The organism is Lysobacter sp. Soil_N_23, from assembly GCF_057656135.1.
This window is the reverse complement of the sequence record NZ_JBDGKY010000037.1, coordinates 1-13,352: the sequence shown is the minus strand read 5'-3', so window position 1 is coordinate 13,352 and position 13,352 is coordinate 1. Positions and strand designations below refer to the sequence as shown.

Genomic DNA, 13,352 nt, shown 5'->3' with positions numbered 1-13,352 from the left:
GCAATCCCCGGCCCGGCGGACGACGCCGCAACGCAGACGCAAGCCCGACACGCAACTGCACCAGCAGGCCCCTCACTGCGTTCGGGACGACAGGCACGCGCAACGGGAAGATGAACCAAGAAAAAGCCCCGGACCAGCCGGGGCTCCTTCCTGCTTTCGCTGTGGCTCTTACGCCCCCGATGCCGCCGCCACCTGCGCCAGGCGTCGCACCGCCACCGACAGCGTCGGGTAGTCGAGCGCCTTCTGGTTGAGCAGGTCGGCGAACATCGCCTGGGTGAAGCGCAGCGACGCATCATCGCGCTTGAGCCAGGCCTCGACCTTGGCTTCGGCCGGCTTCTTGCCGCCGTCGGCGAGGATCTGCGAGACCAGCGAGCGTGCCTGCGTTGCCAGCTCGTCGCGCAGGGCGCCGCGGGCCAGCGCCTGCCAGCGACCGTCGACCGGCAGCTGTTCGACCTGCTCGTACAGCCACGGCAGATGCAGTGCCGCACCGAGCGAGAAGTAGGCACGCGCCACCTCGACCGGCGACATCTTGCGCGCCAGCGAGATCTCGACGATGTCGCAACCGAACTCCAGCAGCGGCAGCACGGCCAGCTGTTCGGCCAGCGCCTGCGGCAGGCCCTTGCCCTTCCACTCGGCCACGCGCGCGGCATAGGTATCGCGGCGGGCATCGGAGAGCACGCCCGGCACCGCGCCGCGCACGGCGTTGATAGCGTCGCCGTAGCGGGCCATCGCCGCCGCAATCTCCGGCATCTTGCCCGGACGCGACAGCAGCCAGCGCGACATCGAGCGCAGCAGATGCCAGATCACCTGCAGAGCGTCGACCTGCACGCCCTCAGGCACCTTGCCGTCGAGCGCATCGATCTGCGCCCACAGGGCGCGCGCATCGACCGCTTCGCGGGCGATCGTGTAGGCCTCGGCAACCTCGGCCGGACTGCGGCCGGTGTCCTCGGTCATGCGCAGGGTGAACGTCGCGCCCATGCGGTTGACCATCGAGTTGGTCACCGCGGTGGCGATGATCTCGCGCTTCAGGCGATGGTTCTCCATCGCCCTGGCGTACTTGGCCTGCAGCGGCTGCGGGAAGTAGCGCACCAGCTCCTTGGACAGGTACGGATCTTCCGGCACGTCGGACTCGAGCAGTTGCTGGAACAGCACGATCTTCGAGTACGACAGCAGCACCGCCAGTTCCGGACGGGTCAGACCCTGGCCGCGGGCCTTGCGCTCGGCGATCTCGGCGTCGGACGGCAGGAACTCGATCTGGCGATCGAGCAGCCCCTGCGACTCCAGGGTGCGGATGAAGTGCTGCTTGGAGCCCAGGCGGTGCACGCTCATCCGCTCCATCAGGCTCAGCGCCTGGTTCTGGCGGTAGTTGTCGTTGAGCACCAGCTGGCCGACTTCGTCGGTCATCTGCGCCAGCAGCTTGTTGCGGTCCGCAACCGTCAGCTTCTTCTTCTGCACTTCGCCGTTGAGCAGGATCTTGATGTTCACCTCGTGGTCGGAGGTGTCCACGCCGGCGGAGTTGTCGATGAAGTCGGTGTTGAGCAGCACGTTGTGCTGCGCCGCCTCGATGCGACCGAGCTGGGTCATGCCCAGGTTGCCGCCCTCGCCCACCACCTTGCAGCGCAGGTCGCGACCGTTCACGCGCAGGGCGTTGTTGGCGCGGTCGCCGACGTCGGCATTGCTCTCGCTGCTGGCCTTGACGTAGGTGCCGATGCCGCCGTTCCACAGCAGGTCGACCGGCGCCTTGAGGATGGCGCTGAGCAGTTCCACCGGGCTCATCGCCGTCACGCCGTTGTCGATGCCGAGCGCGGCCTTGATTTCCGGCGACAGCGGAATCGACTTGGCCGAGCGCGGGAACACACCGCCGCCCTTGCTGATCAGCGACTTGTCGTAGTCGTCCCAGCTCGAACGCGGAAGCTTGAACATGCGCTGGCGTTCCTTGAACGTCACCGCCGCATCCGGGTTCGGGTCGAGGAAGATGTGGCGGTGGTCGAACGCGGCCAGCAGGCGGATGTGCTTGCTCAGCAGCATGCCGTTGCCGAACACGTCGCCGGACATGTCGCCGACGCCGACGACAGTGAAGTCCGCCTTCTGGCTGTCGCGGCCCATGGCGCGGAAGTGGCGCTTGACCGACTCCCAGGCGCCGCGGGCGGTGATGCCCATGCCCTTGTGGTCGTAACCGACCGAGCCGCCCGAGGCGAATGCGTCGTCGAGCCAGAAGCCGTGCGCGCGGGCGATGGCGTTGGCGATGTCGGAGAAGGTCGCGGTGCCCTTGTCGGCGGCCACGACCAGGTACGGATCGTCGCCGTCATGACGCACCACGTTCGACGGCGGCACGACCTTGCCGTCGACCAGGTTGTCGGTGATGTCGAGCAGGCCGTTGATGAAGCGCTTGTAGCAGGCCACGCCCTCGTTGAACCAGGCGTCGCGGTCAACGGCCGGATCCGGCAGCTGCTTGGCGAAGAAGCCGCCCTTGGAGCCGACCGGCACGATCACGGTGTTCTTCACCATCTGCGCCTTGACCAGGCCCAGCACCTCGGTGCGGAAGTCCTCGCGGCGATCCGACCAGCGCAGGCCGCCACGGGCGACCGGGCCGAAACGCAGGTGCACGCCTTCCACGCGCGGGCCGTAGACGAAGATCTCGCGGTACGGACGCGGCTTGGGCAGGTCCGGCACCTTGCTGGAGTCGAACTTGAAGCTGATGTAGTCGGTCGGGCCGCCGTCGGCGCGCACGCCGTTCCTGTACTGAATGTAGTAGCTGGTGCGCAGGGTCGCATCGATCACGCCGATGAAACTGCGCAGGATGCGGTCCTCGTCGAGGCTGGCGACGCGGTCGAGCAGGCCCTTGATCGCGCTGCGGGTTGCCTCGACCTGCGCATCGCGCTTGCCGGCGCGTGCGTCGATGGCCGGCTTGAGCACGGCCTGTGCGGCTTCGTCGCCATTGGCCAGGGTCTTGAGCTGGGCGGCGAACCGCTCCATGCCGGCCTTGATCTCGGCCTTGCTCTCATTGCCGGTGATCGGATCGAACTTGGCTTCGAACAGCTCCACCAGCAGGCGCGCCAGCAGCGGATAGCGGTTGAGCGTGGCTTCGACGTACGGCTGCGAGAACGGCACGCCGACCTGCATCAGGTACTTGGTGTAGCCGCGCAGCATCGACACCTGGCGCCAGGACAGGTTGGCGGTCAGGATCAGGCGGTTGAAGCCGTCGTTCTCGGCATTGCCGCGCCAGATCTGGGCGAAGGCCTCCTCGAAGTTGGCATCGAGGCTGGAGATGTCGAGGTTGGCATCGGCGATCTCGACCTCGAAGTCCTGGATGAACATGGTCTTGCCGCCGACGACCAGGCGGTACGGGTGCTCGGAGATCACCCGCAGGCCCATGTTCTCCATCATCGGCAGCGCATCCGACAGCGGGATGTCGTCGTGCTCGCGATAGAACTTGAAGCGCAGGCCGCCGACACCGCGGTGGGCGCGGTACAGGCTCAGGCGCAGGTCGTCCGGACCGCTCAGTGCGGCCAGGTGATCGACGTCGTCGGCAGCGACGGCGGCGCTGACTTCCTCGATGTAACCGGTCGGCAGCGCACGGCCGAAGCTGTTGGTCAGCGCCAGGCCGCGCTCCTCGCCGTGGCGCTCGATCAGTTGCTCGCGCAGGTCGTCCTGCCAGTTGCGCACGATCTTCGACAGCTCGGCGTCGATGTGCGCCGACTCGGTCGCGGAAATGTCCTCGCGTGCGGTTTCGCCACTCCTCGGGCGCACGATCAGGTGCACCTGCGCCAGCGGCGACTCGCCGCCGAGCGTGACCGAGGAGTCGACGTGCTCGCCGTGCAGCTCGCGCTTGAGCATCGCCTCGATGCGCAGGCGCATGTCGGTGTTGAAGCGGTCGCGCGGGATGTAGACCAGCACCGAGAAGTAACGGCCATAGCGGTCGCGGCGCAGGAACAGCTTGCTGCGCACGCGCTCCTGCAGGCCGAGGATGCCGGTCGCAGTGCGCAGCAGCTCTTCCTCGTTGGACTGGAACAGCTCGTCGCGCGGCAGGCTCTCGAGGATATGGCGCAGCGCCTTGCCGCTATGGCTGTCGGGCGCCAGGCCGGACTTTTCCATCACGTACTGGTGGCGCTGGCGCACCAGCGGGATGTCCCACGGGCGGCGGTTGTAAGCGCTGGAGGTGTACAGGCCGAGGAAGCGCTCCTCGCGCACCGGCTGGCCCTTGCCGTCGAAGCTGAGGATGCCGATGTAGTCCATGTAGCCCGGGCGATGGACGGTGGCGCGGGCATTGGTCTTGGTCAGGATCAGCGCATCGACCGAACCGGACTGCGGCATGTAGTGCGCCGCCAGCGAGGTCAGCAGGCGCGGCTTGCCGACATCCTGCCCGCGCAGCAGGCCCATGCCGCTGGCCTTGTCGGCCGCGAGCACCTGCTGGCCGCCCTTGTCGACGACGTCGTACTCGCGGAAGCCGAGGAAGGTGAAGTGATTGTCGGCCGCCCAGCGCAGGAACTCCTGCGCCTCGTGCTTGCCGGCGTCGCTGACCGGCAGCTTGCGCGAGCCCAGGTCGTCGGCGATGGCGATCATCTGTTGCTTCATCTGCGGCCAGTCGCGCACCGAGGCGCGGACGTCGTGCAGCACCGCTTCCAGCGCCTGCTTGATCTTCGGCATCGCCTCCTGCGGCTGGCGGTCGATCTCCAGGTGCATCAGCGATTCGGACACGCCTTCGCCGACGGCGACCAGCTTGCCGGCCTTGTCGCGGCGGAAAGTCACCACAGGGTGCCCCAGCACGTGCACGCCGATGCCCTGCTCGGCCAGCGCCATGGTCACCGAATCGACCAGGAACGGCATGTCGTCATTGGCGATCTGGACGACGGTGTGGGTCGATTCCCAGCCTTCGTTCCTGATCGTCGGATTGAACAACTGCACCAGCGCCGAGCCCGGCTTGCGCGCACGCGCGAAGTCGAGGAAATCGGTGGCCAGCTCGGCCCAGCCGTCGGCATTGTGCTGCGGCAGCTCGTCGCTGCTCATGCGCTTGTAGAAGGCGTTGATGAACGCCTCGGCCTCGGCATGGCGCGCCTTCGGCAGGCGCTTGCGCATGGCGGCGAGGATGGGCTCGAGCGAGACGGTGTCGTTCTTCACGGTCGCCGCGGCGTCCTTGGATGACGTCTTGTTCGACGACGTCTTGTTCGACGAAGTCCGGGGCGGCGCCTTCGATTTCGTCGAGGGGGCCTTGGCGGCGGGCTTGGCAGCAACGTTGCGTTTGATGCTCATGGGAACTGAAGGTCCAATGGAAAGAGGCCCACGCTATTCGCGCGGGCCAGGGGATACGGTTCAGTACGGGCAGTTCGCGGACGCGACTTGGCGCGGCGCGAGCAGTGGGCGCATTGCGTCCGGGACGGCGCCGCGTGCGCCGCCTCCGGGTTTGCGGAGGCGGGCACCTGTCGGGAGGCCGCCACCGCGGTCGACAGGGCAGGCGGTAGGGCGTGACGATCCGAAACGTTTCATGACGTGGCTCGCTACTGCTTTGAGATCGCTGGCTTCCAGATCGCTGGAACCCGCGCTACACAACTCGATGTATCGCTTGCGGCCGATTGCTACGGCCGGCCTCAGCGCAGGCCGGTCTCGTTGCGGGCAATCACCAGGCGCTGGATCTCGCTGGTGCCCTCGTAGATCTCGGTGATCTTGGCATCGCGGAAATACCGCTCCAGCGGCATCTCCTTGGAATAGCCCATGCCGCCGTGGATCTGCACGGCCTGGTGGGTGATCCACATTGCGGCCTCCGAAGCGGTGAGCTTGGCGATCGCCGCCTCGTTGCTGAAGCGGGCGCCGCCCTGCTCGTGCTGGCCCTTCTGCCATGCCGCGCGCAGCGTCAGCAGCGTGGCCGCGTCGAGCTTGCACTTCATGTCGGCGATCTTGGCCTGGGTCATCTGGAAGGTGCCGATCGGGGCGCCGAAGGCCTTGCGCTCGCGCACGTACTCCAGGGTCTTCTCGTAGGCGGCCCGGGCGATGCCGATGGCCTGGCTGGCGATGCCGATGCGACCGGCGTCGAGCACGCTCATGGCGATCTTGAAACCGTGGCCTTCGTCACCGAGCACGTCTTCCGGCTGGGCGACGTAGTCGTCGAACTCGATCTCGCACGTGGCCGAGGCGCGGATGCCGAGCTTGGGCTCGGTCTTTCCGCGCAGGAAGCCGGGCTTGGCGGTATCGATCATGAACGCGGTGATGCCGCGCGCACCCTTGTCCGGCTCGGTCATCGCGAACAGCACGATGTACTTGGCGACCGGGCCGGAGGTGATCCAGCTCTTCTTGCCGTTGATGACGAAGGTGCCGTCGGCCTGCCTGGTGGCCTTGCAGCGCATCGCGGTGGCGTCGGAGCCCGACTGCGGCTCGGTCAGCGCGAAGGCGCCGATCTCGCGGCCTTCGGCAATCGCGCGCACGTACAGCTGCTTCTGTGCCTCGGTACCGAACTTGAGGATGCCGTTGCAGAACAGCGAATTGTTGACCGAAACGATCGTCGAGTGGGCAGCGTCGCCGGCGGCGATCTCGATCATCGCCAACACGTAGCTGATCGGATCCATTCCGGCGCCGCCGTACTCGGCCGGCACCTCGATGCCCATCAGGCCGTTCTCGCCGAGCGTGCGGATGTTCGCCAGCGGGAACTCGCCGGTCTGGTCGTGGTGCTCTGCGCTGGGAGCAATCTTTTCCTGGGCGATGCGGCGGGCCACATCCTGGATCATCAACTGCTCTTCAGTGAAGCGAAAATCCACGTCGGATACCTCGGGGCTGCTTGTTTGGGGATGTTTCATTGCTACAGACGGAGAATTGTAGCCGTCTCGTGCAGGTTTGGCAGGCCCCGAGGTTGTTGCGCAGCGCCATACCCGCCCTTTTCCGCCTGCGGCGGAAGCCACCCATTGGCCGTCATCCCGGCGAAAGCCGGGATCCAGCAGGCCGAAGCATCAAGGCAGACGGTCTGTTGGCTTTGAAGCGGGTTAGCAATGGCCCGGCGATCTGCGCGGCTACCGGTCTGGATCCCGGCGTTCGCCGGGATGACGACGGTTGCCGCGCTTGACCCTTGGGGCCTCGCGGGCGACACTTATCGCTATATCGCGATAGGTTGATACATCATGGATCTGGAAGGCTGGTCGCTGCGACTGAAGGTGTTCGCCGATGCCACCCGTGTGCGTCTGCTGGCACTGCTGGAGCGCGAGGAACTGACGGTCGCCGAGTTGTCGGCCATCACCCGCCTCGCCCAGCCCCGCGTTTCAACCCACCTGGCCAAGCTCAAGGAAGCCGGACTGGTGCGAGATCGACGCTCCGGCGTATCGGCGTATTACCGCTTCGACGATGCCTCGTTGGATTCGGCGCAGAATGCACTGTGGCAAACGCTGCGTGAAGGCAGCGACGATCCGCTGTTGCGCCAGGACGCTGAGCGCGTCGGCGATGTCCTCGCCGCACGTGCCTCCGAACAGAACTGGGCCGACTCGGTGGCCGGCGACATGGAGCGCCATTACTCGCCCGGCCGCACGTGGGAGGCGCTGGCCCGCTCCGCCCTGCCCCTGCTCGAACCGGGAGACGTGCTCGATATCGCCTCCGGCGATGGCGTGCTGGCCGAACTGCTGGCGCCGCACTCGCATCGCTACGTGTGCCTGGATTCCAGCACCAAGGTCGTCCTGGCAGCGTCCGAGCGTCTGCGCAAGCTCAGGAATGTCGAAGTCCGCGAGGGCGACATGCACGCCCTGCCCTTCGCCGATGCCCATTTCGACCTCGTGGTGCTGATGCATGCGCTGACCTATGCCGAGCACCCGGCGCAGGCGGTGGCCGAGGCCGCCCGCGTGCTGCGCCCGGGCGGCCGCTTGCTCCTCACCAGCCTGGCCCGGCACGAACACCGTGGCGTGGTCGCAGCCTATGGCCACGTCAATCTCGGCTTCAGCGAGAAGGATCTGTCGAAGTTCGTCGCCAAGGCCGGCTTCGACATCAGCAGTTGCCAGACCGTCACCCGCGAACGCCGCCCGCCCCATTTCGAAGTGATCGCACTGATCGCGCGCAAACCGGCCAACCAGACCGCATCGGAACCCAGATCCGCACCGCGCAAGGCAAGCAGGAAGCCCTGAATGAGCACGCTCCCCTGGCTCAACCCCACCCGCGCCCAGGCGCTGCAGCAACGGCTGGCAGAGCGCATCCTCATCATTGACGGCGCCATGGGCACGATGATCCAGCGCCATGAGCTGGACGAAGCCGCCTATCGCGGCGAGCGCTTCGCCCACGGCTACGACCGCGCCTACGCCCAGTCGGAGCATGTGCACGGTGACGGCTGCGGCTGCGCGCGCGACCAGCGCGGAAACAACGACCTGCTTACGCTCACCCAGCCGAACATCATCCGCAGCATCCATTCGCAGTACCTGGATGCCGGTGCCGACCTGATCGAGACCAACACCTTCAATTCCACCACCGTGTCGCTGGCCGATTACGGCTTGGAGCACCTGGCCCGCGAACTTAACGAAGCCGGAGCGCGCCTGGCCCGCGCCGCCTGCGATGCGGCCGAGGCCGCCCATCCCGATCACCCGCGCTTCGTCATCGGCGTGCTCGGGCCGACCAGCCGCACCGCCTCGCTCAGCCCCGACGTCAACCGTCCCGGCTTCCGCGCGATCACTTTCGACGAACTGCGCGTGGCCTACCGCGAAGCCGCCGATGGGCTGATCGACGGCGGCGCCGATGTGCTGATGGTCGAGACGGTGTTCGACACGCTCAATGCCAAGGCCGCGCTGTTTGCAATCGAGGAAGCGTTCGACGCGCGCGGCGCGCGCCTGCCGGTGATGATCTCCGGCACGATCACCGATGCCTCCGGCCGCACCCTTTCGGGCCAGACCGCCGAAGCATTCTGGTACTCGCTGCGGCATTCGCAGCCGCTGGCGATCGGTCTGAACTGCGCGCTCGGCGCCAAGGACCTGCGAGCGCACGTGGACGTGCTTTCCCAGGTCGCCGATGCCAACGTCAGCACCCACCCCAACGCGGGCCTTCCCAACGCCTTCGGCGGTTACGACGAAACGCCGGAAGACATGGCCGCCGTGCTGGGCGAATTCGCCCAGGCCGGCCTGCTGAACCTGGTCGGCGGCTGCTGCGGCACCACGCCGGAGCACATCGCCGCGATCGCGGAAGCCGTCTCGGCGTATCCGCCGCGGGTACTGCCATCGCTGGTGCGTGCCGAAGCCGGTGACGTCGACAAGGAACTGGCGGCATGAGCGCACTGCCGCGCCAGACCCGGCTCAGCGGCCTGGAGCCGTTGCAGATCACCCCCGAAAGCAACTTCATCAACGTCGGCGAACGCACCAACGTCACCGGCTCGGCGCAGTTCAAGAAGCTGATCCTGGAAGGTCGCCTGGACGAAGCGGTCGTGGTCGCCCGCCAGCAGGTGGAGAACGGCGCCCAGGTCATCGACGTCAACATGGACGAAGGCATGCTCGATTCGGAGCGGGCCATGGTCGACTTCCTCAACCTGATGGCCGCCGAGCCCGACATCGCGCGCGTACCGGTGATGGTCGACAGCTCGAAGTTCTCCGTCATCGAGGCCGGCCTGAAGTGCCTGCAGGGCAAGGGCATCGTCAACTCGATCTCGATGAAGGAGGGCGAGGCCGAGTTCCTGCGCCAGGCGCGGCTGGTGCGCCGCTATGGCGCCGCCGTGGTGGTAATGGCCTTCGACGAGGTCGGCCAGGCCGACACGATCGAGCGCAAGGTCGATATCTGCTCGCGCGCCTATCGGCTGCTGACGCAAGAGATCGGCTTCCCGCCGGAAGACATCATCTTCGACCCCAACGTGTTCGCCATCGCCACCGGCATCGACGAACACAACGGCTATGCGGTCGCCTTCATCGAGGCCACGCGCGAGCTGAAACGGCGCTTTCCGTTCAGCCACATCTCCGGCGGCGTCTCCAACGTAAGCTTCTCCTTCCGCGGCAACGAACCGGTGCGCCAGGCCATCCACGTGGTGTTCCTGTATCACGCGATCCGCGCCGGCATGGACATGGGCATCGTCAACGCCGGCGCCCTGCCCCTGTACGACGACCTCGACGCCGACCTGCGCGAGCGCGTCGAGGACGTCGTGCTCAATCGCCGCAGCGACGGCACCGAACGCCTGCTCGAGATCGCCGACCGCTACAAGGGCAAGAAGGGCGAGAAGCGGGTCGAGGACCTGGCCTGGCGCGAGAAGCCCGTGCGTGCGCGCCTGAGCCACTCGCTGGTGCACGGCATCGACCAGTACATCGAGATCGATACCGAAGAAGCGCGTGCCCTGTCGACGCGTCCGCTCGACGTGATCGAGGGCCCGTTGATGGACGGCATGAACGTGGTCGGCGACCTGTTCGGCGCCGGCAAGATGTTCCTGCCGCAGGTGGTGAAATCCGCGCGCGTGATGAAGAAGGCCGTGGCCTACCTGCTGCCCTACATCGAGGCCGAGAAGCTGCGCACCGGCGACGTCGGCAAGTCCAACGGCAAGATCGTCATGGCCACGGTCAAGGGCGACGTCCACGACATCGGCAAGAACATCGTCGGCGTGGTCCTGGCCTGCAACAACTTCGAAGTGGTCGACCTGGGCGTGATGGTGCCGGCCCAGACCATCCTCGACCGCGCACGCGCCGAGAACGCAGACCTGATTGGCCTGTCCGGCCTGATCACGCCGTCGCTGGAGGAAATGAGCCACGTCGCCCGCGAGATGCAGCGCCAGGGTTTCCACATGCCGCTGCTGATCGGTGGCGCGACCACCTCGCGTGCGCATACGGCGCTCAAGATCGACCCGCACTACAAGTCGCCCACGGTGTGGGTGAAGGACGCATCGCGCGCCGTCGGCGTGGCGCAGTCGTTGATCAGCCCCGACCTGCGCGTGGGCTTCGTCGCCGCCAACGACGCCGACTACGCCGAGATCCGCGAGCGCCACAAGCATCGCGGCGACGGCAAGCGCCTGGTGCCGCTGGCGAAGGCGCGCGGGCAGCGCTTCGATGGCCGCTGGCAGGACTACGTGCCGCCGGCGCCGAAGCAGCCCGGACTGAACGTCTTCGACGACTACCCGCTGGCGGAGCTGGTCGACTACATCGACTGGACGCCGTTCTTCAATACCTGGGAACTGGCCGGAAAGTATCCGGCGATCCTCGACGACGAGGTCGTCGGTGCGCAGGCACGTGAGTTGTTCGGCGATGCCAAGGCGATGCTCGGGCGCATCGTCGACGAGAAGTGGCTGAAGGCGAAGGCGGTGTTCGCGCTGTGGCCGGCCAACAGCGTCGGCGACGATGTCGTCGTCGACACCGGGGCAACACCGACCACCCTGCACTTCCTGCGCCAGCAGGTCGACAAGCCGGTCGAACGCCCGGACTTCTGCCTGGCCGATTTCATCGCACCGAAGGATTCGGGCCGGCAGGACTGGATCGGCGGATTCGCCGTCACCGCCGGCCTGGGCATCGAGGAGCACGTTGCCCGCTTCGAAGCCGACCACGACGACTACAACGCGATCCTGCTCAAGGCGCTGGCCGACCGCTTCGCCGAAGCGCTCGCCGAGCGCCTGCACGAGCGCGTGCGCAAGGAGTTCTGGGGCTTCGCCGCCGACGAGGTGTTGGACAACGATGCACTGATCCACGAGGCCTACCGCGGCATCCGTCCCGCCCCCGGCTATCCCGCCTGTCCTGAGCACAGCGAGAAGGCGACGCTGTTCGCGATGCTCGATGCGCCTGGCAATGCCGGGTTGCAGCTGACCGAGAGCTTTGCGATGTATCCGGCTGCGGCGGTTTCCGGCTACTACTTCAGCCATCCTGACAGCCAGTACTTCGTGGTTGGCCGGGTCTCGAAGGAGCAGGTCGAGGATTACGCGCGCCGCAAGGGCGTGGGCGTGGCTCAAGCCGAACGCTGGCTGGCGTCGAACCTGGATTACGACCCGGAATAGTCATCCACACCAGATCACGTCATCCCGGCGAAAGCCGGGATCCATTTGCCTTTGATCTTGCCGGTGAAGCAAAAAGCAAAATGGGTCCCGGCGTTCGCCGGGACGACGGTGATGGGGCGGGTGCGCTGCCGGCCTGGGTCCCGGCGTTCGCCGGGACGACGTCACCAGACCAGGTCGTCGGGGACCTGGTATTGCGGGTCGGCGTACGGGTCGTCGCCGGCCGGCGCGTTCGGATCGACCTTCAACGCGATCGCGGCGGCAAAGATCGCTTCTGCCTGGGCCAGCACTTCAGCGCTGACCAGCACGTAGCGGCCGTCCATCTGCAGCACGCCCAGCTCGCCGGCATTGAGCGCCTTGAGCTGGCTCTCGTTGACGTAGATGCGCTTGATCTTGCCGCCATATGGAAAGTGGCGTGCGATCTCTGCGGCCGGGTCATTGAGCGCCTTGTCCTTGACCAGCTCGGTCAGCCTGGCGCGCGCTTCGCGCCGCAGCCGTGCTTCTTCCTGCTTGGCCGCCTCGGCCGCAATGCGCTCGTCCTTCTCGCGCTGGGCGCGGATGGCATAGGCCTTGGCCAGGTCGATGTCCTCGCGCGACTGCGGCTTGCCACCGGGCCTCGGACCGCCGTGCTTTCCCGCATCTCCCCGGCGTGCATCGCCCTTGCGCGCATCGCCTGTGCGCTGGTCACCCTTGCGCTGGTCGCCGCCCTTGTTGGCACCGGCCGCATGCCCGTCAGGCTTGCCACCGTGCGGCTTGCCTGGGCCGCGCGGGCCCGGCTTGCCGTTGGCCCTGCCCTGCGCCGGACGTTCGGGGCGTTCGGGACGTTCGGGTTTCGGCGCCGGCGTGAAGCCCAGCCCCATCAGTTGGTCGCGAAGACTATTGCTCATTGCGTCGTATCAGTAGTGCGGCGGGGGCGGTTCTTGCGAAGCATCGCCGGTGATCGGGTTGGTCGACATCGCCATGCGCATCTGCTTGAGTTCTTCAAGCACGCGATGCAGCAACAGGGCATTGCGACCCTCTTCCTCGCGCGCGCCTGCCAGCGCATCGCTCAGTTCGGTCAGCGCCTGCTCCTGGAAGGCAACGCGCATTTCCAGATCGACCAGGCGCTGTTCGAGTTCGCTTTGATTGCTCACGACTTCAGGCTCACGACTTCAGGGCTCGCAACGGCATGTCAGTCGATCAGGATCGAGCGACCACGCCCGATGCCGTAATAGGCCAACCCGGCCGCCTCGACCTCGTCGGGGTGGTAGAGATTGCGTCCGTCGAATATCACGCGGTCAGCCAGCGACTGGCCCAGGCGCTGGAAATCCGGGCTGCGGAACTGCTTCCACTCGGTTACCACCACCAGGGCGTCGGCATCGGCCAGCGTGGCGCGTGCCGAGTCGCACAGCACCAGATCATCGCGCTCACCGAAGATCCGCTGCGCCTCCTCGGTCGCCTCCGGATCGTAGGC

At 66.7% G+C, this 13,352-nt stretch carries 7 protein-coding genes and 1 pseudogene; 3 read left to right on the top strand and 5 right to left on the bottom strand.

The window, feature by feature from the left end; all coding sequences use genetic code 11:
- Positions 1-168 precede the first annotated feature (168 nt).
- Positions 169-5,250 carry an NAD-glutamate dehydrogenase gene (locus tag AC3A3X_RS17500; protein ID WP_487584267.1) on the bottom strand — a complete coding sequence of 1,694 codons (5,082 nt, stop codon included), beginning with the start codon at positions 5,248-5,250 and terminating at the stop codon, positions 169-171.
- 335 nt (positions 5,251-5,585) lie between these two features.
- A complete protein-coding gene (locus tag AC3A3X_RS17495) occupies positions 5,586-6,785 on the bottom strand; it encodes an acyl-CoA dehydrogenase family protein (protein WP_487584266.1) in 1,200 nt (399 codons plus the stop codon).
- Positions 6,786-7,103: 318 nt separating this feature from the next.
- Here AC3A3X_RS17495 and AC3A3X_RS17490 point away from each other — a divergent pair.
- The 3 genes and pseudogenes from AC3A3X_RS17490 to metH all read left to right on the top strand — a co-directional run.
- Positions 7,104-8,030: pseudogene (locus AC3A3X_RS17490) on the top strand (ArsR/SmtB family transcription factor); the annotation flags it as partial.
- Between the two features lie 60 nt (positions 8,031-8,090).
- Positions 8,091-9,218, top strand: coding sequence for a homocysteine S-methyltransferase family protein (locus AC3A3X_RS17485; RefSeq protein ID WP_487584265.1), 1,128 nt, complete (start codon positions 8,091-8,093; stop codon positions 9,216-9,218).
- Entirely contained in the window at positions 9,215-11,902 is a 2,688-nt protein-coding gene (metH, locus tag AC3A3X_RS17480) for a methionine synthase (RefSeq protein ID WP_487584264.1), read from the top strand. The genes AC3A3X_RS17485 and metH overlap by 4 nt, the downstream gene beginning before the upstream one ends.
- A gap of 161 nt (positions 11,903-12,063) precedes the next feature.
- Here metH and AC3A3X_RS17475 read toward each other — a convergent pair whose 3' ends face one another.
- The 3 genes from AC3A3X_RS17475 to AC3A3X_RS17465 all read right to left on the bottom strand — a co-directional run.
- Entirely contained in the window at positions 12,064-12,786 is a 723-nt protein-coding gene (locus tag AC3A3X_RS17475; RefSeq protein ID WP_487584263.1) for a DUF2058 family protein, read from the bottom strand.
- Between the two features lie 9 nt (positions 12,787-12,795).
- Positions 12,796-13,032, bottom strand: coding sequence for a SlyX family protein (locus AC3A3X_RS17470; RefSeq protein WP_487584262.1), 237 nt, complete (start codon positions 13,030-13,032; stop codon positions 12,796-12,798).
- 38 nt (positions 13,033-13,070) lie between these two features.
- A partial coding sequence (locus tag AC3A3X_RS17465) for a UDP binding domain-containing protein (RefSeq protein WP_487584261.1) occupies positions 13,071-13,352 on the bottom strand: 282 nt, incomplete at its 5' end.

Bases quoted from the DNA above. Each gene is read 5' to 3' on its own strand.
- metH (WP_487584264.1), top strand. From the start codon at position 9,215: ATGAGCGCACTGCCGCGCCAGACCCGGCTCAGCGGCCTGGAGCCGTTG.
- AC3A3X_RS17485 (WP_487584265.1), top strand. From the start codon at position 8,091: ATGAGCACGCTCCCCTGGCTCAACCCCACCCGCGCCCAGGCGCTGCAG.
- AC3A3X_RS17475 (WP_487584263.1), bottom strand. From the start codon at position 12,786: ATGAGCAATAGTCTTCGCGACCAACTGATGGGGCTGGGCTTCACGCCG.
- AC3A3X_RS17495 (WP_487584266.1), bottom strand. From the start codon at position 6,785: ATGAAACATCCCCAAACAAGCAGCCCCGAGGTATCCGACGTGGATTTT.
- AC3A3X_RS17500 (WP_487584267.1), bottom strand. From the start codon at position 5,250: ATGAGCATCAAACGCAACGTTGCTGCCAAGCCCGCCGCCAAGGCCCCC.